The sequence below is a fragment of the Streptomyces sp. AMJ-169 genome (assembly GCF_055597585.1).
Genome location: NZ_JBVLTJ010000004.1, coordinates 226023 through 252083, shown reverse-complemented (window position 1 = coordinate 252083; position 26061 = coordinate 226023). Strand labels below are relative to the sequence as shown.

The following is a 26061-nucleotide window of genomic DNA, read 5'->3' as shown; positions in this document are numbered from 1 at the left end:
CAAGTGGCTTGCCGCTCAGGCGAGTTCAGCCTCCCGCCGGACCACCCTGCGGACCATGTCCGTCCACGTGGCCCGCAGGAACGCCGGCGGCAGGGCGCTCGTACGGGTCAGGTGGTCGATCGTCTCGAAGCTCGTGAAGGCCAGCAGCGCGTACGCGAGCATGTCGTGGTCGCCCTCGACTCCCGCTTCCCGCAGGAGAGTTGAGACGTGCCGGTGGAAGTCGTGGGCCGTGCGGGAGGCGTGCCGGTGGCAGGGGAGGAGTTCGCGGCCCAGCGCCGCGCCCAGGTCGGACTCGTCGGTGGCGCGGTCGATCAGGGCGTGCCCGAACGCCGTCAGCCGTTCGGCGGGCGGCGCCCCCGGGCCCAGTGGCGGCGGGCCCTGCGTGAACGCCTCGGCGAAGCCCGCCTCGGCCTCCTCCAGCAGGGCGAGCAGCAGTCCGTCGCGGTCGCCGAAGCGGCGGAACAGGGTGCCTTTGCCGACGCCCGCCTCGTGCGCGACCGCCTGCATCGTCACGTGCGCCGCCCCCTGCTCGGCGACCAGCCGGCGCGCCGCGTCCAGCAGCAGGAGGCGGTTGCGGGCGGCGTCGGCGCGCCGGGGGTGGGCCGCGTCCATCAACTCGCCCCGGGCAGACGGACGTACACCTTCCCGTCGGTGACCCGTACTGGATACACCGGTACCGGGCGGGTCGCCGGGGGGTCGAGGGGTTTGCCGGAGCGGAGGTCGAAGCGGGAGCCGTGCAGCCAGCAGGTGAGGGCGCACACCGTGACCTCGCCCTCCGAGGGGGAGACCGTGATCTCGCCCTCCGCCAGGGAGACCGCGCCGTGCGAGCACGTGTCGTGGATCGCGAACACCTCACCCCGCGTGCGCACCAGCGTCACCGCGACCCCCGCCGTCCCGAACCGCCGGGGCACGTCCTCCTCCAGCGTCCCGAACGGGCAGAGGTAGCTGAAACCGTCGTCGCGCACCGGTCTCCTCGGGGCTGTGCGGGGATGACTGGGGGCCAAGGTAGCGGCGCGCGGCTGCGGCCGGAATGCGTCCGGGGACCGAACCGGGTGGGCGGATGGGCCTACTACCGTGGCCCTAGTGCACCTTCCGCAACGCCGTGACCAGCAGTTCCACGAACTTGCTCGCCGCCCACGAGGGGCGCCGCACGGCCGCCGTCTGGACCTGCGCCTCGCGCTGGCGGAAGACGGGGTGGTCGACGCGGACGTACGCGAAACCCGCGTCGCGCGGCTCGCCGAGGTCGCCGAGCAGGGCGATGCCGCCGCCCGCGCGGACGAAGGCGTGCTGCGGGGCCAGCGCGTCGCAGACCAGCGCGGGCCGCACGGTCAGCCCCTCCAACCGGGCGCCGATGTCGAAGAGTTCACGCTGACTGGTGTGCGGCGGGGCCAGCGCCAGCGGATACCCGCACAGCTCCGCCAGCCCCACCCGCTCCCGCCCCGCCAGCTCATGCCCGAGCGGCACGACGGCGGTCAGCGGCACGACGGCGGCGCACTCGACCCGCACGTCGGCCTGCGGCCCCATCGCATAGGTGACGGCGACATCGGCGACCCCCTCCACGACCCGCCGCGTCGCCTCCTGCCGGGGCACCACGTCGAGCCGGAACGCCACCTCGGGATGGTCCCGCCGCAGCGCGGCCATCGCGTCCGGCACCAGCCGCTGCGCGAACCCCTCCGAACACGCCACCGTCACACTGCGCGCCGCCGACCCCCGGCCCGTCCGCAACTCCTCGACCAGCGCCGCCGATTCGGCCTCCGCGCGGCGGGCGTGGGCCAGCAGCCGGGCGCCCGCCTCGGTCGTCGTCATCCCGCGCGGATGCCGCACGAACAGCGCCACCCCCAGCCCCGACTCCAGCTTGGCGATCTGCCGGCTCACCGCCGACGGCGCGACGCTCAGCGCCCGCGCCGCCTCGGTCACCGAACCGGCCCGGGCGACCTCCAGGAAATACGCCAGACTCACCGGCAGCATCAGCATCGGGCCCTCCCGTCCCAGGGTTGCCGAAATTAGCACGCAGGGCGTCACAAACGGCAATGGTCGCCGCCGGGAAACCGGCCTAATCTGCTGCTGCGACGGCTCCCTCACCTTCTGGAGGACACCTCGTGACGCCCACGAAACTGCTCCGCGCCGCCGAGGAGTTCATCGACTCCGGGGCCTTCTTCACCGAGCTGGCCGCCATGGTCGCGCACGCCACGGAGAGTGCCCGCCCCGAGGGCCGCCTTGCCGTGGAGGCATACCTCGCCGACGTCCTCACCCCCGCCCTGACCGCCCTCGGCTGCGCGACCACCCGCCACGACAACCCCGTCCCCACCGGCGGCCCCTTCCTCGTCGGCCGCCGCACCGAGGCCCCCGAGCTGCCGACCGTCCTGGTCTACGGCCACGCCGACGTCGTCGAGGGCCAGGCCGGCCGCTGGAGCGAGGGGCGCGACCCCTGGACGCTCACCGCCGACGGCGACCACTGGTACGGCCGGGGCGCCGCCGACAACAAGGGCCAACACCTCGTCAACCTCACCGCGTTGCGCCTCCTCCTCGCCGAACAGGGCAGCCTCGGCTTCAACTTGACGTTCCTCTTCGAGACCGGCGAGGAGACCGGCTCCCCAGGGCTCGCCGAATTCGCCGCCGGGCACAAGGAGTTGCTCGCCGCCGACGTCCTCGTCGCCTCCGACGGACCGCGCCTCGCCGCCGACGCGCCCACCCTCTTCCTCGGCGCCCGGGGCGGCGTCCAGCTCGTCCTCGACGCCGATCTGCGCCCCGGCGCCCATCACTCCGGCAACTGGGGCGGCGTCCTGCGCAACCCCGCCACCACCCTCGCCGGCGCGATCGCCACCCTCGTCGACGGCCACGGCCGCATCCTCGTCCCCGAGCTGCTGCCCCCACCGGTCGGCCCCGAGGTCCGCGCCGCCCTCGCCGACGTCGAAGTGGAGAGCGACCCGCACTGGGGCGAGCCCGGACTCACCCCCGCCGAACGGCTCTACGCCTGGAACACCCTCGAAGTCCTCGCCCTCGGCGCCGCCGACCCCGACCACCCCGTGGGCGCCATCCCCGGCCGCGCCCGCGCCGTCCTCCAGCTCCGCCACGTCGCCGGCACCCGCACCGAGGGCCTCGCCGGCACCCTCGCCGCGCACCTCGCGAGCCACGGCTACCCCATGGTCGACGTCACGGTCACCGGCGGCTACCCCGCCAGCCGCACCCCGCTCGACGACCCCTGGGTCCACTGGGCCCGCGCCGCCCTGGAGCGCGTCTCACCCCGCCCGCTCACCGTCCTGCCCAACATCGGCGGCGGCCTCCCCAACCACGTCTTCACCGACGTCCTCGGCCTGCCCACCCTCTGGCTGCCCCACTCCTACCCCGGCTGCCGCCAGCACGCCCCCGACGAACACCTCCTCGCGTCCGTCGCCCGCGAGGGGCTGCTCCTCGCGGCGGGGCTGTTCCACGCGCTCGGCAACCCGGACGAGGAGCACCCGCTGCCGGACCGCGTACCCATTAACTCCGGCCGCCGGTAAGCCACTTGCCGCACCCGCACCTGTCCGGCCCCCGTCCCCGCCCGCCGGAAGGACCCTCCATGACCGCTCCCGTCACCCAGCCCGCCCAGACCGCCGCCCCCGCCTCCCGGGCCCGCACCCGCGCCATCGCCGCCGCGAGCATCGGCAACGCCCTCGAATGGTTCGACCTCGTCGTGTACGCGCTCATGGCCGCGCACATAGGCAGGACGTTCTTCCCCGGCGGCGACCCGGGCGTCCAACTCGTCCAGGCCTACGCCGTGTTCGGCGTGACCTATCTGATCCGCCCGCTCGGCGGACTCCTGCTGGGCGGCTACGCCGACCGCAACGGCCGCAAGAAAGCACTGATGTTGTCGATCCGGCTCATGGTGCTCGGCACGCTGCTGCTCGCCGTCATGCCCGGCCACGACACCCTCGGCATCGGCGCCACGATCGGTGTCGTCGTCGCCCGGCTGCTCCAAGGCTTCGCCGCCGGCGGGGAGTTCGGGGCCGCGACCTCCTTCCTCGTCGAACAGGACGAGCGGCGCAAGAGCTTCCTCGGCAGCTTCCAGTTCGCGAGCCAGGGGCTGTCCACGCTGATGGCGGCCGGCTTCGCGGCCGGGCTCACCGCCACCCTGACCACGGCCCAGATGGACGCCTGGGGCTGGCGTGTCCCCTTCGTCTTCGGCCTCCTCATCGGCCCCGTCGGCTACTTCGTGCGCCGGTACGTCGAGGAGTCCCCGGCACTGGAGCAGGCCTCGGAGCAGGCGGAGCCGCCCAAGTCCCCGCTGGTGACCGTCTTCCGCGACCACTGGCGGGGACTGCTGATCGCCGGGGGAGTCCTCGTCGTCTCGACGGCCCTGAACTTCATGCTCCAGTACCTCCCGACCTACGGCATCCGCGAACTCGGCCTGGACGACTCGCTGTCGTTCACCGCGCTGCTCATCGCCGGGGCCGTCCTGACCTTCGTCACCCCGTTCGTCGGACTCCTCGGCGACCGCTACGGGCGGCTGCGCATCATGGTCCCGGCCGCGCTGCTGATCGGCGCCGCGACCGTCCCCCTCTTCCTGTGGCTCACCGCGTCACCCTCCTTCCTCACGCTGACGGTGTGCACGACCGTCCTCGGGCTGCTGAAGGCCGCGTACTTCGGGACGCTGCCGTCGGTGATGGCCGACGCGTTCCCCGTGCGGGCGCGGGCCACCGGGCTGTCGTTCAGCTACAACACGACCGTCGCCCTCTTCGGCGGCTTCACGCCGACCATCGCCGCCGCGCTCACCGAGGCGACCGGATCGGCCGTCGCGCCGGGGTACTACCTGCTGGCGACGGCGCTGCTGAGCCTGGCGGCGCTGGGGGCGGCGGCGCGGGTGGGCGGGCTGCGCTGAGGGGGTGTGCCGAGAGGAGCGGCGCGCGCTGAGGGGGTGTGCCGAGAGAAGTGGCGCGCGCTGACGGGGTGTTCCGGGGGAGCGGCGGCGCGCTGACGGGGCGTCCCGGGGGAGCGGCGGCGCACTTATGGGATGTCCCGGGGGAGCGGCGGCGCGTGCCGACGGGGTGTCCCGAAGCGGATGCCCCGGATCCGGGGACGCGCCGCTATCCTCCGGCGCCATGACCGCCCTCCCCCGCATCACCGACGCCGACCGCCGCGCCCGCCTCACCGTCCGCCACCTGCTCACGCCCGCCCTGCGCGCGGCCGGCCCCGAGCAGGTGGCCGACGCCGTCCTCGCCCTGCACGCCACCGACCCGGCGAGCGTCCACCTGTCGGCCGCCGCCCGCCTCGCCGACCCGGCGCCGCGGCACCTGGAGCGGGCCCTGTACGAGGACGGCACGCTGATCCGGATGCTCTGCATGCGCCGCACCGTCTTCGTCGTCCCCCGCGACCTCGCCCCGGTCGTCGACGCCGCCGCGGCCCGCCCGGTCGCCGCCCGCCTGCGCCGCGACCTGCTGAAGACGCTGGCCGATCAACTCGGCTACGACGAACACAAGTTCACGTCCGTCGAGGAGAAGGTGACCGCGGCCCTCACCGGGCTCGGCGAGGCGACGGCCGCGCAACTCGGGGACGCCGTACCGGAGCTGGCCGACCGGATCGTCCAGTCGCCCGGCAAGCCGTACGAGGCCCGGCCGCGGATCGCCAACCGGCTCCTCGGGGTGATGGCCGCCGAGAACCGGATCAGGCGGGGCCGCCCGCTGGGCAGTTGGGCCTCCTCGCAGTTCCGGTGGCGGCTCGCGCAGCCGTACCCCCAACTGCCCGCCGCCGAGGCGCGGGCCGCGCTCGCCGCCCGCTACCTGGAGACGTTCGGACCGGCCGGTACCGACGACGTCAAATGGTGGACGGGCTGGACCCTGACCGACACCCGCAAGGCCCTCGCCGACTGCGGCGCGCTCCCCGTCACCCTCGACCACGGCCCCGGCCACGCCCTCCCCGCCCACCTGGAGCCGCCCGCCCCCGTCGAACCCGGCGCGGCCCTGCTGCCCGCCCTCGACCCGACCCCGATGGGCTGGCGCCACCGCGACTGGTACCTCGACCCGGCGCACACCGCCCAGCTCTTCGACACCACCGGCAACATCGGGCCCACGGTGTGGTGGGACGGACGGATCGCGGGCGCCTGGGCGCAGCGGCCCGACGGGGAGATCGTCACCCACCTCCTCGACCAGAGGGCCGACCGCCGGGCGGTCGCCGCCGAAGCCGCCCGCCTCGCCGCCTTCTTCGGCGAGACGCGCGTACGGCCCAGCTTCCGCACCCCGCTGGAGCGAAAGCTGTACGAGAAGTCCTGAACGGGCTGTTACGGGTATCTTCAGGCGCGTGCCCGACCGCCCCGGCGGTCGTTCGGCCGCCCCTGTGCGACGTCTGCGCCTCTCGTGCCCCGCTCGCCCCGGTGATGAACTCGGTGTGCCCCCGCGCGGATTGGGGTTCGCATGGTGTCCGGGCCCGTGACCGGTGAGAATTCTGCGAAGCACGGTTTCGTCCGAGACGTGAACGATAAGGTTCCCAGCATGAACGCGCGGTTGGCTTTGCTCGGCACGGTCCCCCCAGGTACCCCGGAGAGCGAAGTCTTCCGACTGGCCCTTCAGCACGCGGTCGCCGAACTCGGCGCCCTGGGCGGCACGATCCACCTGCGCGGACCCATGACGGCGCTGAAGCTCGTCGCCGAGAGCGGACTGCCCCCCGCGCTCGTGCGCTCCTGGCACCTCCTCGACCAGGACGGCCCGCAGGCCCCCGCCCGCGCCCTGCATCGCGGCAGCGGCGTCTGGCTGCCACTGTCCGGCACCACCACCGACGTCCCCTGGCCCGGCACCGGCCTCGCCGCCCTCCCCCTGCACAGCGGCGGCCGCAGCACCGGCGCCCTCACCCTCCTCACCGGCGACGCCGGCGCCCCGACCGCCCCGCAGTGGACGTACCTGCGCGCCCTCGTCGACTGGACCGAACAGCGCCTCGCCCAGGCCCCGCCGCCCGCCTGGCCCGCGACCCAGACGGAACCCACCGCCGAACGCGTCCGCGAAGCCCTCAAAGAGGTCCGGGTCGGCTCCTGGGACTGGGACATCCGCACCGGCGAACTCATCCTGGACGACGCCGCCCTGGAGCTGTACGGCATCCGCCCCGCCGACTACACCGGCCGCATCGACGACTGGATGCGCGCCGTCCACCCCGACGACCTCGCCCCCACCCTGACCGCCGCCGAACGCGCCATCCGCGACCACGGCGTGTACGAGGCCGAGTACCGCGTCCGCAAACTCGACGGCAACTGGGGCTGGACCCGCGCCCGCGGCAAGGCCACCCACCACCCCGACGGCACCCCGCACCGCATGGTCGGCATGGGCTGGGACGGCGACGCCGGACGCTCCACCCGCGACGCCCTCAGCCGCGCCGTACGCCATATGAGCGACGGATTCCTCGCCGTCGACGACGACTGGCGCATCACGTTCGCCAACGTCGAGGCCGAACACATCATGGGCTTCTCCGAGCAGGAGCTGTTCGGCCGCTGCCTGTGGGACCTGCCCGCCGTCCGCCTCGTCCCCGGCCTCGAACAGCGCTGCCGCAAGGCCGCCGACGAGGAGAAGCCCGCCGGGTTCGACGTCCACCTCCCCGACCGGGGCCGCCGCTTCCACCTGCGCCTCGTCCCCGGACCCGACGGCCGCACCCTGTACTTCACCGACGTCACCGAGAAGCGCCGCCTCGCCGACGAGCGCCGCGCCTCCGAACGCGCCGCCTCCCAGCGGGCCGGCCGGATCGCCGAACTGACCGCCGCCCTCGCCAAGGCCACCACCTCCCAGGACGTCGTCGACGCCGTCGCCCGCCGCGTCCTGCCCCCCTTCGCCGCCGGCGGACTCCTCGTCCAGGTCATCGAGAACGACCGGCTGCACAACGTCGGCGCCGTCGGCTACCCCGAGGACTTCCTCACCGAGATCGACGACCGCCGCCGCGCCCCCCGCGACCCCGCCTGGGACGCCATCGCCCACGGCACCCCCCTCTTCCTCTCCACCGCCGCCGAACTCGCCGAACGCTCCCCCCAGCTGGCCGCCATGCCGGCCCGCGCCGCGAAGCAGGCCTGGGCGTTCCTGCCGCTCACCGCCTCCGGCCACACCTTCGGCGTGTGCGTCGTCGCCTTCGACCGCCCCCGCCGCCTCACCGACGAGGAACGCACCCTGCTGACCACCATCAGCGCCCTCGTCGCCCAGGCCCTGGAACGCGCCCGTCTCTACGACGCCGAGCACACCCGCTCCCGCGAACTCCAGCGCAGCCTCCTGCCCGACGCCCTCCCCGAGGTCCCCGCCTGCACCGCCGCCGCCCGCTACCTCCCCGCCGGGCGCGGCATGGACGTCGGCGGCGACTGGTACGACGTCATCCCGCTCTCCGGCGGCCAGGTCGCCCTCGTCGTCGGCGACGTCGTCGGCCACGGACTGCCCGAGGCCGTCATGATGGGCCGGCTGCGCACCGCCGTCCACACCCTCGCCGCCCTGGAACTCCCGCCGGACGAGATCATGGGCCACCTCAACGACATCGTCGGCGCCATGGGCGAACGCTCCTACGTCACCTGCCTGTACGCCCTCTACGACTCCACCACCCAGACCTGCACCATCTCCCGCGCCGGACACCCACCGGCCGCGCTGGTCCACCCCGACGGCAGCGTCCACTTCTCCGGCGGTACCGTGGACCCGCCGCTCGGCACCGCCAAACCCCCCTTCGAGACGGTCGAACTCGCCGTCCCCGAAGGCAGCCTGCTCGTCCTGTACACCGACGGCCTCGTCGAGTCCTCCGTCCGCGACATCGACCAGGGCATGGACGACCTCGGCCGGCTGCTGCGCACCGCCCACCGCGCCGGCACCACCGCCGACCTGGAGTCCCTCTGCGACACCCTCGCCGAAGGCCTGCTGCCCGCCGACCAGCAGACCGCCGACGACGCTGCCTTCCTCGTCGCCCGCCTGCACGCCCTGCCCAGCGAACACATCGCCTCCTGGTATCTGCCCGACGACCCCAGAGCCGCCGGAGAGGCCCGCAGACACGTCCGCGAACAACTCGCCGCCTGGCAGCTCGACGCCCTCGTCCCGACCACGGAACTCCTGGTCAGCGAGCTGGTCGGGAACGTCGTACGGCATGCCCGCGGTCCCGCCCGGCTGCGGCTGCTGCACGGCACCGACCTCGTCTGCGAGGTCTTCGACGGCAGCCTCACCATGCCGCGCATCCGCCGGGCCACCGACACCGATGAGGGCGGCCGGGGCCTGCATCTCATCACCGCCCTCTCCAACCGCTGGGGCACCCGCTACACCGCGACCGGCAAGTGCATCTGGACCGAACAGCCGCTCACCGCACCGGAACTGACCTCGGGCCGGCCCGGACTGCCGGAGCCGGCGGGACCTCCAGGTCTGGCGGGGCTGCCGGGACTTCCGGTGGTCGAGACGTTCGACGGGGACCTGGACGCGCTGCCGTTCGGGGACGAGTGGTGAGGGGGCGCGGGGCGGGGGAGGCCTTGCGGGGGCTCGCTCGGGAGGCCCGGCTCCCTGCGGCCGGCGGCGCCTAAGCTGACCCCATGCGCATCTCCGTCTCCTCCGACATGGACGAACCCGTGGCCCGAGCCCTCGTCGAGCAGTTGGCGGAGCGCGGTCACGAAGTCACCGCGTACGGGGCCTTGAAGCCGGGCGCCGACCCCCGATGGGCCGTCTGCTCCGAGGCCGCCGCCCGGGACGTCGCCGAGGGCCGCGCCGACCAGGCGGTCGTCTGCTGCTGGACCGGCACCGGCGCCTCCATCGCCGCCAACAAGATCCCCGGCGTGCGCGCCGCCCTGTGCGCCGACGCCTACACCGCCGACGGCGCCCGCCGCTGGAACGACGCCAACACCCTCGCCCTGAGCCTGCGCCTGACCTCCGAGCCCCTCCTGAAGGAGATCCTGGACGCCTGGTTCACGGCAGAGCCGAGCACGGACGCGGAGGACCGGGGGAACGTCGTACACGTCGGACAGTTGGACGGCAGCGCGCCGCGGACCTGAGCCGGCCGGCGTCTAGCGCGCGCCGCGCGGAGGTATTCGTACGACCGCCCGGCCGCCCTCCAGATCCACCGTGGTCCGGTGCGGCGGCGCGCCGTCCTCCTCGTCGTCCCGCATGACCAGCGACGACTGGCGCTCCTTCAGCTCGTTCTGCTTGCCCGGCGACAGCACCGCGTGCAGCTGCTCGAAGCCGGTCGCCGAGATCTGGCCCTGCCGCACATGACCCCGCCAGGGCAGGACGCCGGCCCGGCCCGCGCGCAGCAGGAGCTGGTCCACGAAGGCGACGGCGGTCAGCAGGATGACCAGTCCCGGCAGAGTCATGAAGACGGCGAATCCCATGCGGCCCAGTATGGGTCAGCCCACTGACAACGACCCCACCGCGCGGGCGAAGTAGTCCTGTTCCCGCTCCCCTTGGGGCCGCATCCCCCGCCGGGCCAGCGGCGCGAAGATCCGCCCGTGCCGCTCCAGGGTGTCCCGGGACGGCTCGTCCCGGTCGTCCACGGTGACCAGCGGCAGCGACCGCGCCCCGGCCGTCACCGACACCGCCCACCGCTCCACGTCGTCCTCCCCGACCGGCAGCCGCTCGAAGCCCACCGCGGTCACCTGCCACCACGCCACCCGCCGCCGCCCCCACGGCCGCACCACGGTCAGCCCCGCGTCGTCGAACCGCACCGCGAACCGCCCCCGCAGCGCGAAGTGCAGGGCGAACGGCAGCGTCAGGCACAGCAGCAGCGCGGGCCCCGACGGACGCTCCCCGAGCAGCCCGTACGCCCCCGCGACCGTCACGGCGACCCAGCTGAACGCGGTCACCCCGCACAGCCACTCCGTGTGCAACGGCCCCTCCAGCACCCGCACTTGACTCGCCCCGGTCCGCTCAAGCTCTCTCGCCATGCGCACACCGTAAGGCTCTGGGCCTACCTCCGCATGAGTGCCCGTACTCAGACGACTGCGCCTTTTCCGGACCGGCCGCCCCGCCCTTTTCGCCGGGGCGCACGGGCGGGGCGTCCGGCGCAAGGTCCGGGGCAGGTACCGGGGGCGCGTGCGCCCTGGCCCGACCTGCCGCCGGGCGCCTACTGTTGCGCCACAGCCCTGCGGCGCGGGACCGGCGGGGCGGACCGCACCGAACCCGTGGCCCCGGCCGCCGCCCCGACCGGCCGGACCCCCGGGCGCGGCGCCGCCTCCGGCGACGGGGCCCCGCGCGCCAGGCACCATCCGTGACACCGCTCGGGCCGAGGCACCGGGTAACCCACGGCACGAGTCGCGTCGAAAGCACCAGGAGGCCGCTGTGTCCCGACCGTGCATCGCCCTGATCGCCGACCCCACGTCGCCCGAAGGCTGCCGGGAGTACCTCGCCGAGGCCGCCGAACTGCTCACCGGAACCCCGCCGGTCCGTATCGACTCCCGCCACTTCACCCCCACCGGCACCGGCCGCGCCGCCCCCGAGGGCGACCGGTTACGCCTCCAGGTCCCCGAGCAGGAACTGGACTTCGTCCCCGACGTGGTCGTCCTGTACGAGATACCGCCGCACCGGCGCCATGAACTCGCCGCGTTCCAGGTGCTGCTGGAGGCGCCGGGACTTGTCACCCTCGGCACCGGACCGGCCGCCTGGCGCACGGCCACCGAGAAGAACCTCACCGTGGAGCGCTTCCGCCGCGACGGCGTCGCCCACATGGAGACCCTCGTCCTGTCCCGCCCCACCGCCGGCGAGGCGGGCGCCGCCTTCGACAAGCTGGGCGGCGACACCTGGGCCCGCCCGGTCGTCGGCACCGGCGGCAACGACACCTTCCACGTCACCACGCACACCCAACTCGCCGAAGCCACCCGCTATTACGCCGCCCAGGACACCGACTGGATGCTCTCCCGCGACGCCGGGAACATCACCGCCGACGGGCAGCGCCACCAGTTCCGCGTCTTCGTCCTCGACGGCCAGGTCGTGCACGCCCGCGAACACCTCCAGCCCGACGACGACACCCCCTGCAACACCTGCCAGGGCGCCACCCCGGTCCACCTCACCCCGCAGGAACTGCCGCCCCGGCTGGCCGAGTTGGCGATCGCCGCCACCGCCTCCGTCGGACTGCGCTTCGCCGGCGTCGACTTGGCGATCGAGAACGGCGGCGTCGTCTTCGAGGTCAACGTCCAGCCCGCCTTCGTCGACGGCGAACTCCCGCTCGTCGCCGTCCCGTACATCGAGGCCCACCTCGACGCCCTCGCCCTGCGCCGCGACACGCTGTCCGCGCTGCCCGGACAGGGGGCCAAGCTCCCGTCCCGGTGACGTGAACCGACGGCGGAGCACCCGACAGATGTGCTCCGCCCGACCGTCACCGGGACGGGGTCCAACAGTGAAGTCGGCGGCGCGGCGGGGCAGTTGACCCCGGCCGCGCCGCCGTACGCGGCCCGTCAGTAGGGCAGCTGCCGCCCCGAAGGGGTCCGCAGATCCTGCGGCTCCGGCCGACGGGGCCCACGGGGATGCCTGTTCAGCTGGATCCTCTTCACGTCCGCCTCCTCGTCCCCCGCGGCTGTGCCGGGAGCGTCGCGTCCTGTGCCGTTCGGGCCGTGCCGACCTTCTGTGAGCCGGTCATCCCCAGGAAGCGACCCGAATATGCCACCGTGCGCACATCGGAAATACGCCGGTCGCGAAGCCGCCCTTGACGGTTCTCTTGACGTGTACTTGGCGGAGTGGGTTTATGGGAGCGCTCCCATCTCTTTCCCCCCAGCCTGAACTTCTTGGCGCTCACTCTCTGGAGCCGCAGTGAGAACAGCAAGAAGCACCTCCCTGTTGCGGGCGCTGGCCGCGCTGCTCGGGGCGCTCCTGCTCGGTGCGTTCGCCCCCGGCGCCGTCTCGGCCGCGCCCGGCATCAAGGCGACCGGCCTGCACATCGGCAACGGCCGCCTCCTGGAAGCCAACGGGAACGACTTCGTGATGCGCGGCGTCAACCACGCGCACACCTGGTACCCCACCCGGCTGAACCAGTCCCTCTCCGACATCAAGGCTCTCGGCGCGAACACCGTCCGCGTCGTCCTCGCCGACGGCCACCGCTGGACCGCGAACAGCGCCTCCGACGTCGCGAACGTCATCACCCAGTGCAAGGCGAACCGGCTGATCTGCGTCCTGGAGGTGCACGACACCACCGGCTACGGCGAGGACGCGGCGGCGGGCACCCTCGACCAGGCCGCCGACTACTGGATCGGCCTCAAGAGCGTCCTCGTCGGCCAGGAGGACTACATCGCCCTCAACATAGGCAACGAGCCCTGGGGCAACACGAGTCCGGACGGCTGGACCGCCCCGACGATCGCCGCGGTCCAGAAACTGCGCGCGGCCGGACTCCAGCACCTCATCATGGTCGACGCCCCCAACTGGGGCCAGGACTGGCAGGGCGTGATGCGCGCCAACGCCCAGGCCGTGTACGCCGCCGACACCACCGGCAACCTCATCTTCTCGATCCACATGTACAGCGTCTTCAACACGGCCGAGAAGGTCACCGACTACCTCAACGCCTTCGTCAACGCCAAACTCCCGTTGCTGATCGGGGAGTTCGGCGGACCCGCCGACCAGTACGGCGACCCCGACGAGGACACCATGATGGCCGCGGCCCAGCAGCTCAGGCTCGGCTACCTGGCCTGGAGCTGGAGCGGCAACACCGACCCGATCCTGGACCTGGCCCTCAACTTCGATGCCACCAAGCTGAGTTCGTGGGGCCAGCGGGTCTTCAACGGCGCCAACGGCATCGCGAGCACCGCGAAGGAGGCCACCGTCTTCGGCGGCGGCTCCGGCGGCGACACCCAGGCCCCGACCGCCCCGGGCACCCCCACGGCTTCCGCGGTCACCTCCACCTCGGCCACCCTGACCTGGGCCGCGTCCTCGGACAACGTTGGCGTGAGTGCGTACGACGTGGTCCGCGTCAGCGGCGCCACCGAGGCGACCGCCGCCGCGTCCACCACCAACTCCGTGACGGTGTCCGGGCTTTCACCGTCGACGTCGTACACCTTCGCCGTCTACGCCCGTGACGCCGCCGGGAACCGTTCGGCGCGGTCCGGGACGGTCGCCGTGACGACCGCGCAGCCCGCGCCGGGGCAGTCCTGTGCGGTCGGGTACCGGTCCGTCGGGGACTGGCCCGGCGGGTTCCAGGGGGAGATCGTCATCCGCAACACCGACACCACCGCGATCAACGGGTGGACGCTCGCCTTCGCGTTCGCGGACGGGCAGACCGTCAGCAATATGTGGGGCGGGACGGCCACGCAGAGCGGGGGAGCGGTGAGCGTGAAACCGGCCGCCTATACGACCGTCATCGCGGCGGGGGGTTCGGTGACCGTGGGGTTCACCGCGAACAAGGGGGCGGCCAATACGGCGCCGGGGGCGTTCTCGCTGAACGGGGTTTCCTGTGCGGTCTCTTGATGGGCCGTCAGTTCTGTAGGGCGGGTCGACCGGGGCGGGCGCGGAACGCCCCGGTCGGCTTCCCGCGCCGGGAGGGGGCTCAAACGGGAGGGCTCAAACGGGAGGGGGCTCAAGGGGGGTGGGCTCAAGGGGGAGTGGGCTCAAGAGGGCTCAACTCTCCTGCCGGGCTTCCTTCTTGCGCCGCCGCCAGGGCCGCAGCCGCGGCCGTTCGACCTCTTCCTCCACCGGCTCGCTGTGGTCGCCCCAGGACTCGTAGGCGGTGAACGCGTCGACGTCCTCTTCGGGCCCGCGCCGGGCCGGGAGCGCCCTGCGCAGGGTCAGGGTGTCGGAGTCGGGGAGTTCGCGCAGGGTCAGCGCGGCGGGCAGCAGGACGAGGGCGGTGGTGCCCGACCGGCCGCTGGCGGGCCGGAGTTGGACGCGCACACTGTGCCGGTGGGCGAGGCGGCTGACGACGAAGAGGCCCATGTGCCGGGAGACGGCGGCGTCGGCGGCCGGCGGGTCGGCGAGCTTGCGGTTGAGGGTCGCGAAGTCCTCGGGGCTCAGGCCCACCCCGTGGTCGTGGATCTCGGTCATCACCCCGCCGTCCGGCAGCCGGGACGCGGTGACCCGGACGCGGGTGTGCGGGGAGGAGAACATCGTGGCGTTCTCCAGGAGTTCGGCGAGCAGATGCACGAGGTCGGTGACGGCGACGCCGCCGATCTCGACGTCCGGGACGCCCGCGAACTCGATCCGCTCGTAACTCTCCACCTCGGAGCAGGCGGCGCGGATGACGTCGACGAGGGACAGCGGCTGGTCCCACTGCTGGGCGGGCCGCTCGCCGCCGAGGACGAGGAGGTTCTCGCCGTTGCGCCGGACCCGGGTGGCGAGATGGTCGAGCCGGAACAGGTTCTCCAACTGGTCGGGGTCGGTCTCGTGGTCCTCCAGGTCGCCGATCAGGGCGAGTTGGCGTTCGACGAGGGACTGGTTGCGGCGCGCGAGGTTGGTGAAGATGGCGTTGACGGCGCCTCTCAACTGCGTCTGCTCGGCGGCCAGTCGGACGGTCTCGCGGTGCACGTGGTCGAAGGCACGGGCGACTTCGCCGATCTCGTCGGTCGAGGTGATCGGGATCGGCGCCACCCGGGTGTCGGTGTACCCGGCCCCCTCGGCGGTCAACTTGCCCACCAGCACGGGGAGTCGGTGCTCGGCGATCTCCAGCGCGGACGCGCTCAGCCTGCGCATGCCCCGGCTCATCGAGCGGGCCACCCAGGACGCGAGGAGGAACGCCAGCAGCACGGCGGCGACCACCAGCGCGGCGTTCATGACGGCGTCGTCACGCGAACTGGCGGAGATGGCGCGGGCATTGGTGAGTGCGTCGGCGACCAGCTGGACCTGGACCCCGCGATAGGCGTCGAAGCCGAGCGTGGACGAGGCGAAGAACGCGTCGGCGGTGATGCCCTGTTGAGCGAGCGCGTCGACCGGCGCCCCCGAGGCGATCCGGTCGATCATCACGGCCATCGTCGGCGGCGCGACGTACGTCCGCCCCGCGTCCCGCGCCGCCTGGGCGGCCTGTGTGATCCGCGCCCGCCCCCGCGCGTCGGCGTCGGCCAGCGCCCGTTGCAGCCGCGCGGTGTCGTCGGCGGTACCGGCGGCGGCGTACTCGCGCAGCGCGACCTGCTCCAGATAGGCGTACGACCTGAACGCCTGGAGCTGCACGGCGAGTTCACCCTGCGTGAGGGAGGCGCGGTCGCCGACCAGGAGGTGTGTGCCGATGGACCGGATCAGGGACTCGGCGGCCTGCGTGAGGGAGATGGCGTACAGGGAACGGCCGAAACTCGACTGGTTGCTGCTGCCGTAGCCCAGCTCGTTGGAGATCTCCATCAGCGGGTGCTGGACCGCGTAGTAGCTCTCCTCGGTCCGCACCCCCGACGTCCGCGCGGTGAACGCGTCCGCCCGCACCTGCGCCAACTGCCGCTCCCCGGCCCGCACCAGCGCAACTCGCCTGAGCAGCCTGGGCTCTTGGGGCATCCGCGCCACCGCGTCGGCGAACGCCAACGCGTCCGCGTCGGTCACCTTCCGCGCCTCGACGACGACCGCCGCGTCCCGCTGACCGCGCAGCAGCGGGACGACGGAGACGTCCCGCTCGTTGATGGCGCTGCTCGCGTACCGGCTTGCCACGCCCACGAGTTCGGCCACTTTGACCGCGTCGTCGGCGTCCCGCCAGGTCTCCAGGGAGGTCTTGACCCGCAGTCCGCCGAGGGCCAGCGCGACCAGCACCGGGATCAGCAGCACGGCCCGAAGCCGCCTGGCCACCGGCCAGTTGCCGGTCAGGGGCTGCTGTGTCCGGGCCTTGGCGGACCGCGCCTTCGCGGCCGGCCCGGAGGCTTTCGCGCCCGGCGCGGGGGCTGAGGTGTTCGGCAAAGAGCGTCCCATTCGGTTCCGAGCCGTCCGTACGGACACGGTGCCCGCCCGGCAGCCGGGTCAGGGCACGACTCGTTCTGATCTGGCCAATTCTTAGCATCACGCGATCATTGACGCCCGGCGTTCGGCCCAAGCAGTCCAAGTTTCACATAAGTTCGGAGGCTGCGTACGCCGCACGCACCCCGTCGGGCCACCCCGGTCACCCGGCGGCGCGCAGAGCTTCCCACGTCGCGCGGTCCACGGTCCCGGTGACGGCCAGCCCCGCGTCCGCCTGCACCGCCCGCACCGCGCCCGCCGTCCCGTCGCCGTAACTGCCGTCCACGGGGCCGCCGATGGCGTATCCCCGCTGGATCAGCAGGCATTGGACCTGGAGGACCTTCTTGCCGCTGTCGCCGGGCCCGGTGCGGCCGTTGCCGGAGTAGTGGGCGCAAGCCTCCGCAGGCGTCGACTCGGCTGCGGGCGTGGGGACTTGGGGTGACCGGGAGGCGGTGGCGGGCGGGAGTTCCTCGGAGGCGGGGGCCGTCGTCGGTTCGTCCCGGTCCTGCTTCTCGGGGAGGGGCCGGTCCGCGTCCTTCGCCCCGGCCGGTGTCTCGGCGTGGGGTGCGTCGGGCGGCGGGGTCCGCTCGGCGGCCGTGGCGGTGTCCGGGGGCGGCGGGACCGCGGCGGCGGGCGGGCCGGGGCGGGTGAGGACGAGGACGGTCGCGGTGAGGGCGCAGAGGACGAGGGCCGCGCTGAGGACCAAGGCGCGTCCTCTGGGCTTGTGGGGCAGGGGAGTTGACGGCGGCGCCGGGGGCGCTTCGGCGGGCGGGGCCAGGACGTCGTACGCCTCGCGCAGGGCGATGAGGCGGTCGTCCAGGAGGCCGGGCCAGCGGGCGGGCGTGCCGCGTTCGGCGGCCGTCGTGCGCAGGGTCTGCGGGGTGGGGCGGCCGGCGGGGTCCTTCGCCAGGCAGGAGGTGAGGAGGGCCGCCAACGCCGGGTCTCTGGCGTGGAGTTGGGCGAGGACGTGCGGGTCGGGGTCCTCGAAGGCGACGCGGTGCATGACGTCCACGCCGGTGCCGTCGCCGAACGGGGCGTGCCCGGTGGCGGCGTAGACCAGGGTGCAGGCGAGGGAGAACACGTCGGAGGCGGTCTCGCAGTCGCCGGTGCGCAGATACTCCGGGGACATGTAGGCGGGCGTCCCGACCCGGTCGCCGGTGCCGGTGATCGCGCTCGCGTCGACGGCCTTGGCGATGCCGAAGTCGATGACGTGCGAACCGGCGTCGGAGACAAGGACGTTGGAGGGCTTGAGATCGCGGTGCACGACCCTCGCCGCCGCCAGCACGTCCAGCGCCTCACCGAGTTCGGCGACCAGACGCCACACGGCCGCCGGGGAGAGGGCGCCCAACTCCCGTACGGCGGCGGTGAGATCGAGCGCGGGCAGGTACTCGGTGGCCATCCACAGCAGGTCGGCGGCGAATCCGGTGCCGCATAAGCGCGGGGCGCGCGGGGTGCGGATGCGCTCGTGGACCAGCGCCTCGCGCTCGAAGCGGCGGCGGAAGCGGACGTCCTCGGCGTACTCGGGCCGGATCACCTTCACTGCGAACAGCCCGGGACCGCCGTCCGCCGCCCGCGCCAGATACACCCGGCCCATGCCGCCGCTGCCGAGGAGCGCCAACGCCGTGTAGGGGCCGATGAGTTCGGGGTCGCCGGGGCGCAGGGGCACGGCGCCGGTGAGCCGCAGCGCGCGAGCCTCTTCGGCCGCCGGGTCCGGTCGCTGGTCTGACACAGATGTTCCCCGAAGTGATGTGCGTCGTACGTGAGTTCGCCTGTGGTGGGAGACCGAGGCTAGCTCAGGGACGGCTCGGGGATCAGGGATTCCGCCACTTCCGCGAGGGAGTTGACCGGCGGCGGTCGCTCAGCGGCGGTCGCGGGTGGGCAGCATCGCCCACACCGTCTTGCCGACCGGCGAGCGCTTCGTCCACCCCCAGTGCTCCGACAGCGCCTCGACGATGCTCAGCCCCCGGCCGTGCTCCAGCAGCGGATCGGGCGCCTCGCGGTACACCGGCACCTCGTCGCTCCGGTCGGTCACCGCGCACATCAGCAGCGAGCGGCGCAGCGTCAGCCGCAGCCGTACGTCGCAGCTGTCGGCGCCCGGCAGGGCGTGCAGGACGGCGTTGGCGGCCAGTTCCGTGACGACCGTGACCGCGTCGGCCGCGCAGTGGGCCAACTCCCAGCCGTCCAGCGTCCGCTGAGTGAAGTCCCTGGCCTCGGTGAACCCCTCGCGGCTGTCGGTGAGCCGCAGCGAGGCGGTCTTGGACCCCTCGTGGACGGACCCGGGGAACGGTGCGCGTGCTGACACGGCAACTCCCTGATACATCGTCAGAACATGGCTCTGGCCGAGCGATTGACGGTGTGTCTATTATCCACGGGTACGAAGGCGCCGTGCAATTTCACGAGGAATTGCGCTCATCGTGACTCTCGCAGAGGAGAGTGCCATGCCGCTGGAGAACGGATGCCGGGCGAGTTCGCTGGACGCCCGCTGGACCAAGAGCCGCCGCAGCAACGCCATCGGAAACTGTGTCGAGGTCGCCGAACTGGCTGGTGGAGCTGTGGCGTTGCGCAATTCGCGTGACCCCGACGGACCGGCTCTGATCTACACCCCGGGCGAGATCGCCGCGTTCCTCGCCGGGGTCAAGGACGGGGAGTTCGACCACCTGCTGTGACTCCGTGCGCCCCCGCGTGACGGGAGTGCGCCGTCGGCAGGTGCCGGGGCGGGGCCGGATGGGATACTGCTCCCTGTCGTCCGTCGGCCTCAGGCCGGTCCCATGGGGAGCCAGGATGCCCGCCGAACACCCGCGCGCCGTACGCCTCGAACCGTACCTGCGCCGCGCCGAGCCCGCCCCGACCTTGCTGAAGATGCTGGTCGGGGTCCAGCTCGCCGGTATGCGCGAGGACGCCGGACTCGCCCAGGAACAGGCCGCCCGCGCCGCCGGGTTCAGCCCCGCGAAGCTCTCCCGCGTCGAGTCCGGCAAGGGCCGCCGCGCCCCCGCCGAGACCGACGTGCGCACCCTGCTCGACCTGTACCGGGTCGCCGGGCCCGAGGCCGACGTACTGCTCCAACTCCTGCGCAGGGCAGGGGAACCCGGCTGGTGGCAGCGGTACGACAAGCGGCTCATGCCCGAGTGGTTCGACCGGCTGGTCGGACTCCAGGAGGCGGCCACCGCGATCCGCACCTACGAACTCCAGTACGTGCCGGGCCTGTTGCAGACCCCCGCCTACGCGCGGGCCGTCGTCGAACGGGGACTGCCGCGCGCCTCCTCCCGCGAGGTCGAGCGCCGGGTGGAGCTGCGGATGCGGCGCGCGCAGCTGCTGCACCGCGCGGACTCGCCTCAACTCTGGGCGATCGTCGACGAGTCGGTGCTGCTGCGGGTGCTGGGCGACCGGGCCGTCATGCGTGAACAGCTGGCGCATCTGCTCGACATGGCCCGGCTGCCGCACGTCAGTCTCCAGATCGTCCCGCTCGACCTCAGCCGCGCCGCCGCCCCGCCGATGCCGGTCACCTATCTGCGCTTCGGCGGGACCGACCTGCCCGACGTCGTCTACCTCGAACAGCTCATCAACGCGGCCTTCGTCGAGGCCCAGGACGAGACCGAGGAGTACCGCGCCTGCCTCGACCGGCTGGCCGACCAGGCGCTCAGTCCACGGGAGTCGGTGACGGCGCTGCGGGGGGTCATGGCGGGGCGGTATCCGGAGGGGTGACGCGGGGGCGTGGCGCCGGAGGGTGGCCCTTCTTCGCGGCGCTGCCCGGGTGTTGAGGCGCGCGCCGGCTACGGCAGCCGGCCAAGCCCCCCGAACTCGATCCACTCCTGCGTGAGTTGGCGCGGCGCGACCTCGGTGTCCGGGCGCCAGGTGGAGACCTCGACGAGCCCCGGGGCCATGATCTCCAGCCCCTCGAAGAGCGCGGCCACGTCCTTCTCCTGCCGTACCCGGCCCCAGTGCCCCTGCGTCGCCTCGTCCATGAACGCCGTGACGAAGTCCCGGACTTCCGCGTCCTCGCTGACCAGTTGGCACATCACCAGGAAGCTGCCGGGCGCGAGCCGCTCGACGACCCGGTCGACCAGGGCCCGCGGTCCGTCCTCGGGGCTGTCGGGGATGCAGTGGAAGACCGAGTTGAACAGCACCGCCACCGGCCGGCCGAAGTCGATCAGGCGGCGGGTCTCGGGGTCGCCGAAGATGCGGTCGGTGTCCCGCATGTCCGCGTGGATCACGGCGGTCCGCTCGTCCTGCTCCAGCAGCGCGCGGCCGTGCACGAGGACCATCGGGTCGTTGTCGACGTACACGACATGGGCCGTCGGGTCGACGCGCTGGGCGACCTGGTGGACGTTGTCCTGCGTGGGCAGGCCGGAGCCGTGGTCCAGGAACTGGCGGACGCCGTAGTCCCGCGCGAGCGTGCCGACGACGCGGCGCAGGAAGCGGCGGTTGTTCAGCGCGAGGGCGCGGGTGCTGGGGACGACCTTGTCCAGCTCGCGGGTCGCCTCGCGGTCGGCCTCGTAGTTGTCCTTGCCGCCCAGATAGAAGTCGTACATCCGGGCGGCGGTGGGAATCGCCGCGTCGATGGACACAGGCAGCTGCTCGTCGGGCCGCATGGCTTCTCGGTCCCCCCTGTCTCGGTGGGCAACACATCGTAGGGACAGGGGAATTGGGGGCGCCAGCCCTTGATCGGACTTCACTCGAAAGCCTTCACCCGAAAGTGGACTGTCTGTCCAGGCACTGGATGTGTAGTCTAAAAAGTGTCGGGGAGGCGGGCGGAACGAGGAAAGGGGTCCGGATGTCCCAGGCGGAGGCGGAGGCGAAGGCCGTGGCGGCGGAGCGGGACGCGATCCTGGCCGCGCTGGGGCCGGTGGTCCGGGGGCTCGTGGCCACGTTCGGCCCGGTGTGCGAAGTGGTGCTGCACGACTACCGGCGGCCGGAGGAGTCGGTGGTGGCCGTCGCCGGTGAGGTGACCGGCCGCGTGGTCGGCGGCTCGCTGAGCCAGATCGGCCTGCGGATGCTCGCGCGGGGTGACGCGGCGGGTGACGACCTGAACTACGTGACCCGCACCCCCGGCGGCAAGATGATCAAGTCGTCCACGATGACGTTGCGGGACTCGACGGGCGCTGTCTTCGGCGCCCTCTGCGTCAACGTGGACATCACCGAGGTCGCCCGCGTCCAGAGTCTGCTGGGCGCCCTGGCCGGCCCCGTGCCCGTCCCCGCCGACACCCCGGTCACGACGTTCGACCAGGACATCGACTCCGTGCTGGAGATCCTGGTCGACACCCACCTCCCGGCCCACGAGGGCGCCTGGTCCGGCCTCGACCGCCCGCGCCGCCTCGACCTGTTCCGCACCCTCGACGCGCGCGGGGTCTTCGCCGTCCGCCGCTCCGTGGAACAGGTCGCCGCCCGGCTCGGCATCTCCAGAGCCTCGGCGTACAGCTACCTCGCGCAGGCGCGGGCGCAGGAGGAGGGAGAGGGCCCGTTCACCGACCGGGCGCCGGCGGTGGACCACCCCTGAACCGAACGACGGAGCTTGAAAGGCAGGGCACCCATGACCCGAGAGGCGGACCACATATGACCCTCCCCATCACCCTCGACGACGTCCAGGACGCCGCCGCCCGCCTCAAGGGCGTCGCGCACCGCACCCCGGTCCTGCGCTCGCGCACGCTGGACGAACGGGTCGGCGCCGAGGTCCATCTCAAGTGCGAGAACTTCCAGCGGATCGGCGCCTTCAAGTTCCGCGGCGCCTACAACGCGGTCTCCCGGCTCACTCCGCAGCAGCTGGCGCGCGGCGTCGCCGCCTACTCCTCCGGCAACCACGCGCAGGCCGTCGCCCTCTCCGCCCGCCTGCTCGGCGCGAGCGCGGTGATCGTGATGCCCTCGGACACCCCCCGCTCCAAGCTGGCGGCGACCGCCGGATACGGCGCCGAGATCGTCACGTACGACCGCTACACCGAGGACCGCGATGCCCTCGGCAAGGCGCTCGCGGCGGAGCGGGGCATGTCCCTGATCCCGCCGTACGAGCACCCCCACGTGATGGCGGGGCAGGGCACGGCGGCGCTGGAACTCCTGGAGGAGACCGGCGAGCTGGACACGCTGATCACTCCGGTGGGCGGCGGCGGACTGATCGCGGGGAGCGCGACGGCGGCCAAGGGGATCACCCCAGGCATCAGGGTCGTCGGCATCGAACCGGAGGCGGGCGACGACACCCGGCGCTCCCTGCGCGAGGGCCGCCGCGTCAGTGTCCCGATCCCGCGCACCATCGCCGACGGCCAGGCCGCCGACATCCCCGGCGAGCTGACCTTCGAGGTGAACCGGCGGCTCGTGGACGGCATCGAGCTGGTCTCCGACGACGAGATCCGCGCGGCGATGCGGTTCGCCTTCGAACGGCTGAAGATCGTCGTCGAGCCCAGCGGCGCGAGCGGTCTCGCGGCGCTGCTCGCCGGGCGGGTGCCGGGGATCGGTGGCCGGGTCGGGGTGATCCTCTCGGGCGGGAACGTGGACGCGCGGCGGTTCGCCGAGCTGTGCGGGGGAGAGGGGTGAGCGGTGGCGGCTCCCGGTGGACAGGCGGACGATGAGGGGGTAGGGCCGGTGACGCCGGACCCGGTCGCCGGGGGAGACCGGCCCCGGCCGCGCGCGAGCACGGCCGGAAGGGAGGAGCGTCATGCTGGAGATGAAGACGCTCGACAAGCCCGACGAACGCCGCGACTTCCCGCGCGGCCACCTCGAAGCCGTCCACCTCACCGGACTCGACTTCGCCGTGGCGACCTTCGAACCGGGCTGGCGCTGGTCGCAGTCGCTGGCGGCGCTCGCCGGCACGAAGAGCTGCGAGATCCACCACAACGGCTATGTCGTCCAGGGCCGGATGCACATCCGCATGGACGACGGCGACGAGGGCGAGGTCGGTCCCGGTGACGTGTTCGTGTGCGCGCCCGGACACGACGCCTGGGTGGTCGGCGACGAACAGGTCATCGTCTATGACTTCGCCGGCGCGATGGCGAAGGAGTACGGCAAGGCGTGACGGACGGCCCGGCCGGACGGAGTCCGGTCACGGCGAAGGGAGTTCACACCGGCAGCAGCCGGCCGATCAGCTCGCCCAGCTGACGGGCGGTACGGCACTCGTGCATCGGGACCAGCCCGGCGTACGCGTGCGCCGCCGAGTCCCCGGTGCCCCACTGGGCGCGCGGCTCCGGGTTCAGCCAGTACACGCGCCGGGCCCGGGCGGTGATCTCGCGGACGGCCGCCAGGTTCGGGTCGCTCATGTTGGTGCGGGCGTCGCCCAGGACGAAGACGGTGGTGCGCGGGCCCAGCGACAGGGCGTGGCGCTCGGCGAACTCGCCCAGGGCGGTGCCGTAGTCGCTGCTGCCGTGCCAGCCGGTCAGCGTGGCCTGCTCGCGGATGCGGGCGCTCAGGCCCTCCGGATCGGCGCCGGCGCCGCGCCGCAGCAGGCCCGTCACCTCGTCGATCCGGTTGACGAAGGCGAAGACCCGCACTTTGGAGAACTGCTCGTGCAGCGCCTGCACCAGCAGCATCGTGAAGTCCGAGAACCCCGCCACCGACCCCGACACATCGCACAGCAGCACCAGCTCGGGCCGGGCGGGCCGGCGCCGGCGCAGCACGGGCCGCATCGGCACCCCGCCCGTCGACAGCGAGCGGCGCACGGTCCGGCGCAGATCGATCCGCCCCCGCGCCGCCCGGCGCCGCCGCGCCGCGAGCCGGGTGGCGAGCTTACGGGCCAACGGCCGTACCGTCCGCCGCAGTTCGGCCAGCCGGTCACGCCCCGCGGACAGGAAGTCCACCCGGTCCGCGGTCGGCGCCACCGCCCGCCGCGCGATCTCCTCCCGCCCCCGCCGCTCGGCCACCCGCCGCCGCGCCTCCGCCGCCACCAGCGCCCGGAACCGGGCGATCCGCGCCCGGATCTCGTCCTCCAGCAGCCGGTCACCGAACCCGGCACCGCCCCCCTGCCGCGCCCGCACCTCGTCCCGCACCCGCGCCAGCAAGGTCTGGGGCCGCAGCCGTTCGAGAGTCTGGTACGACGACCACCCGTCCGCCCCGCCGCCCGAACTCCCGTACGCCCCAAGGGAGTCCACCGCTTCCCCGGCCAGCTGCCCCATCAGCGCCCGGTCGTCGTCGGCGAGCGCCCGCGCCAGCCGCTCCCGCAGCGACTCCCGGTCCTGCGGCGCGGCATCGGGCGCGCCGACCGAGCGGGGGAAGTACAGGTCGAAGACGGCGTCGAACACCGCCCGCTGTCCCGTCGTGTGCAGCAGCGTCGCGGCGAGCCCCTCGCGCAGCACCTCCCGGTCGGCGAAGCCCAGGACCGACGCGGCGCGCGCCGCGTCCACGCTCTCGCCGGTGCCGACGGACACCCCGTGCGCCCGCAGCACCCCCACGAACCCGGCCAGCCGCGCGGCGACATCGCTCATACGGCGTCCAGGTCCAGCTTGGCGGCGGCCTTGAGGATGTCGTCCTGATGCTTGAGCACGACGCCCAAGGTCTCGCGCACGACGCTCTCGCCGAGGGTGTCCGCGCCGAGCGCCAGCAGCGTGCGCGCCCAGTCGACGCTCTCCGCGACCGACGGCGCTTTGCGCAGGTCCATCGCCCGCAGCGCCCCCACGACCCGGACGACGGACGCGGCCAGCGCCGCGTCCAGGTCCGGCACCTTCAGCCGGACGATCCGCCGTTCCAGCTCCTCCTCCGGGAACCCGATATGGAGGAACAGACAGCGCCGGCGCAGCGCCTCCGACAGCTCGCGGCTGGCGTTGGAGGTGAGGACGACGAAGGGGCGCCGGGCGGCGGTGATCGTACCCAGCTCCGGGACGGTCACCTGGAAATCGCTCAGCACCTCCAGGAGCAGCCCCTCGACCTCGACGTCCGCCTTGTCGGTCTCGTCGATCAGCAGCACTTTCGGGGTGTCCCCGCGCAGCGCCGTCAGCAGGGGCCTCGGGAGCAGGAACTCCTCGCTGAAGATGTCGGTGCGGGTCTCGTCCCACGTCTCGTCGCGGCCGGCGCTGATCCGCAGCAGCTGCTTGGCGTGGTTCCACTCGTACAGCGCCCGGGACTCGTCGACGCCCTCGTAGCACTGGAGCCGGATCAGCTCGGCGTCCGTCACCGAGGCGACGGCCTTGGCGAGTTCGGTCTTCCCGACCCCGGCGGGCCCCTCCACCAGCAGCGGCTTGCCGAGCCTGGCCGCGAGGAAGACGGTCGTCGCGATCGCCGGGGACGCGAGATAGCCGGCCCCGGCGAGGCGGGCGGAGACATCGTCGACGGAAGTGAACAACGGGGCCTCCGAGGGAGCGCGCTGCGGACGTAC

The 26061-nt window shown here is 73.2% G+C and carries 23 protein-coding genes; 12 read left to right on the top strand and 11 right to left on the bottom strand.

Going from position 1 to position 26061, the window contains the following annotated elements:
* Positions 1–15: 15 nt before the first annotated feature.
* The 3 genes from ACYUD3_RS12105 to ACYUD3_RS12095 all read right to left on the bottom strand — a co-directional run bounded on the left by ACYUD3_RS12105 (position 16) and on the right by ACYUD3_RS12095 (position 1974).
* Positions 16–612 carry a TetR/AcrR family transcriptional regulator gene (locus ACYUD3_RS12105; protein ID WP_470967900.1) on the bottom strand — a complete coding sequence of 199 codons (597 nt, stop codon included), beginning with the start codon at positions 610–612 and terminating at the stop codon, positions 16–18.
* Positions 612–965: a non-heme iron oxygenase ferredoxin subunit gene (locus tag ACYUD3_RS12100; RefSeq protein WP_470967898.1), complete on the bottom strand. Its 354-nt coding sequence runs from the start codon at positions 963–965 to the stop codon at positions 612–614. Before ACYUD3_RS12100 ends, ACYUD3_RS12105 begins: the two co-directional genes overlap by 1 nt.
* A 115-nt stretch (positions 966–1080) precedes the next feature.
* Entirely contained in the window at positions 1081–1974 is an 894-nt protein-coding gene (locus ACYUD3_RS12095; RefSeq protein WP_470967895.1) for a LysR family transcriptional regulator, read from the bottom strand.
* A gap of 125 nt (positions 1975–2099) precedes the next feature.
* Between ACYUD3_RS12095 and ACYUD3_RS12090 the strand changes: the two genes are divergently transcribed.
* From ACYUD3_RS12090 to ACYUD3_RS12070, 5 genes are all read left to right on the top strand, one after another.
* Entirely contained in the window at positions 2100–3500 is a 1401-nt protein-coding gene (locus tag ACYUD3_RS12090) for a M20 family metallopeptidase (protein ID WP_470967893.1), read from the top strand.
* 59 nt (positions 3501–3559) lie between these two features.
* On the top strand, positions 3560–4858 hold the full coding sequence (locus ACYUD3_RS12085) for an MFS transporter (protein WP_470967891.1): 1299 nt from the start codon (positions 3560–3562) through the stop codon (positions 4856–4858).
* Between the two features lie 220 nt (positions 4859–5078).
* Positions 5079–6245 carry a winged helix DNA-binding domain-containing protein gene (locus tag ACYUD3_RS12080; RefSeq protein WP_470967888.1) on the top strand — a complete coding sequence of 389 codons (1167 nt, stop codon included), beginning with the start codon at positions 5079–5081 and terminating at the stop codon, positions 6243–6245.
* Between the two features lie 219 nt (positions 6246–6464).
* Complete coding sequence (locus ACYUD3_RS12075; RefSeq protein WP_470967886.1) at positions 6465–9413, top strand: SpoIIE family protein phosphatase; 2949 nt, start codon at positions 6465–6467, stop codon at positions 9411–9413.
* Between the two features lie 83 nt (positions 9414–9496).
* A complete protein-coding gene (locus ACYUD3_RS12070) occupies positions 9497–9952 on the top strand; it encodes an RpiB/LacA/LacB family sugar-phosphate isomerase (RefSeq protein WP_470967883.1) in 456 nt (151 codons plus the stop codon).
* A 12-nt stretch (positions 9953–9964) separates the two neighbouring features.
* Here the strand turns inward: ACYUD3_RS12070 and ACYUD3_RS12065 are convergent, their stop codons facing one another.
* Together ACYUD3_RS12065 and ACYUD3_RS12060 are read right to left on the bottom strand one after the other, a co-directional pair.
* Positions 9965–10288, bottom strand: coding sequence for a DUF6191 domain-containing protein (locus ACYUD3_RS12065; RefSeq protein WP_470967880.1), 324 nt, complete (start codon positions 10286–10288; stop codon positions 9965–9967).
* Between the two features lie 15 nt (positions 10289–10303).
* On the bottom strand, positions 10304–10840 hold the full coding sequence (locus tag ACYUD3_RS12060) for a hypothetical protein (RefSeq protein ID WP_470967878.1): 537 nt from the start codon (positions 10838–10840) through the stop codon (positions 10304–10306).
* A 394-nt stretch (positions 10841–11234) separates the two neighbouring features.
* Between ACYUD3_RS12060 and ACYUD3_RS12055 the strand changes: the two genes are divergently transcribed.
* Both ACYUD3_RS12055 and ACYUD3_RS12050 read left to right on the top strand, forming a co-directional pair.
* The gene (locus tag ACYUD3_RS12055; RefSeq protein WP_470967877.1) at positions 11235–12221 is read left to right on the top strand and encodes an ATP-grasp domain-containing protein; all 987 of its coding nucleotides are present in this window, start codon (positions 11235–11237) and stop codon (positions 12219–12221) included.
* 477 nt (positions 12222–12698) lie between these two features.
* Positions 12699–14342, top strand: a complete 1644-nt coding sequence (locus tag ACYUD3_RS12050) for a cellulase family glycosylhydrolase (protein WP_470967874.1) — start codon at positions 12699–12701, stop codon at positions 14340–14342.
* A 150-nt stretch (positions 14343–14492) separates the two neighbouring features.
* On the opposite strand, the gene ACYUD3_RS12045 is transcribed toward ACYUD3_RS12050, so the two are convergent.
* The 3 genes from ACYUD3_RS12045 to ACYUD3_RS12035 all read right to left on the bottom strand — a co-directional run bounded on the left by ACYUD3_RS12045 (position 14493) and on the right by ACYUD3_RS12035 (position 19077).
* Positions 14493–16739 carry a sensor histidine kinase gene (locus ACYUD3_RS12045; RefSeq protein WP_470967872.1) on the bottom strand — a complete coding sequence of 749 codons (2247 nt, stop codon included), beginning with the start codon at positions 16737–16739 and terminating at the stop codon, positions 14493–14495.
* A gap of 199 nt (positions 16740–16938) precedes the next feature.
* Positions 16939–18504: a protein kinase domain-containing protein gene (locus ACYUD3_RS12040; protein WP_470967870.1), complete on the bottom strand. Its 1566-nt coding sequence runs from the start codon at positions 18502–18504 to the stop codon at positions 16939–16941.
* 129 nt (positions 18505–18633) lie between these two features.
* Positions 18634–19077 carry an ATP-binding protein gene (locus ACYUD3_RS12035; RefSeq protein WP_470967867.1) on the bottom strand — a complete coding sequence of 148 codons (444 nt, stop codon included), beginning with the start codon at positions 19075–19077 and terminating at the stop codon, positions 18634–18636.
* Between the two features lie 136 nt (positions 19078–19213).
* Here ACYUD3_RS12035 and ACYUD3_RS12030 point away from each other — a divergent pair, with 136 nt between their 5' ends.
* Positions 19214–19441 (top strand): DUF397 domain-containing protein, encoded by a 228-nt coding sequence (locus tag ACYUD3_RS12030; protein ID WP_470968498.1) that lies wholly within the window; start codon positions 19214–19216, stop codon positions 19439–19441.
* A gap of 115 nt (positions 19442–19556) precedes the next feature.
* Positions 19557–20477 carry a helix-turn-helix domain-containing protein gene (locus ACYUD3_RS12025; protein ID WP_470967864.1) on the top strand — a complete coding sequence of 307 codons (921 nt, stop codon included), beginning with the start codon at positions 19557–19559 and terminating at the stop codon, positions 20475–20477.
* A gap of 68 nt (positions 20478–20545) precedes the next feature.
* Here the strand turns inward: ACYUD3_RS12025 and ACYUD3_RS12020 are convergent, their stop codons facing one another.
* Positions 20546–21364 (bottom strand): SAM-dependent methyltransferase, encoded by an 819-nt coding sequence (locus ACYUD3_RS12020; protein ID WP_470967861.1) that lies wholly within the window; start codon positions 21362–21364, stop codon positions 20546–20548.
* Between the two features lie 182 nt (positions 21365–21546).
* Here ACYUD3_RS12020 and ACYUD3_RS12015 point away from each other — a divergent pair, with 182 nt between their 5' ends.
* The 3 genes from ACYUD3_RS12015 (at position 21547) to ACYUD3_RS12005 (ending at position 23772) form a co-directional block, all read left to right on the top strand.
* Positions 21547–22269, top strand: a complete 723-nt coding sequence (locus ACYUD3_RS12015) for a helix-turn-helix transcriptional regulator (RefSeq protein ID WP_470967858.1) — start codon at positions 21547–21549, stop codon at positions 22267–22269.
* A 56-nt stretch (positions 22270–22325) separates the two neighbouring features.
* Positions 22326–23294 (top strand): threo-3-hydroxy-L-aspartate ammonia-lyase, encoded by a 969-nt coding sequence (locus ACYUD3_RS12010; protein ID WP_470967855.1) that lies wholly within the window; start codon positions 22326–22328, stop codon positions 23292–23294.
* A 121-nt stretch (positions 23295–23415) separates the two neighbouring features.
* Complete coding sequence (locus ACYUD3_RS12005) at positions 23416–23772, top strand: cupin domain-containing protein (protein WP_470967853.1); 357 nt, start codon at positions 23416–23418, stop codon at positions 23770–23772.
* 43 nt (positions 23773–23815) lie between these two features.
* Here the strand turns inward: ACYUD3_RS12005 and ACYUD3_RS12000 are convergent, their stop codons facing one another.
* Positions 23816–25174: a vWA domain-containing protein gene (locus ACYUD3_RS12000; protein WP_470967850.1), complete on the bottom strand. Its 1359-nt coding sequence runs from the start codon at positions 25172–25174 to the stop codon at positions 23816–23818.
* Entirely contained in the window at positions 25171–26028 is an 858-nt protein-coding gene (locus ACYUD3_RS11995; protein WP_470967847.1) for an AAA family ATPase, read from the bottom strand. Before ACYUD3_RS11995 ends, ACYUD3_RS12000 begins: the two co-directional genes overlap by 4 nt.
* Positions 26029–26061 lie beyond the last annotated feature (33 nt).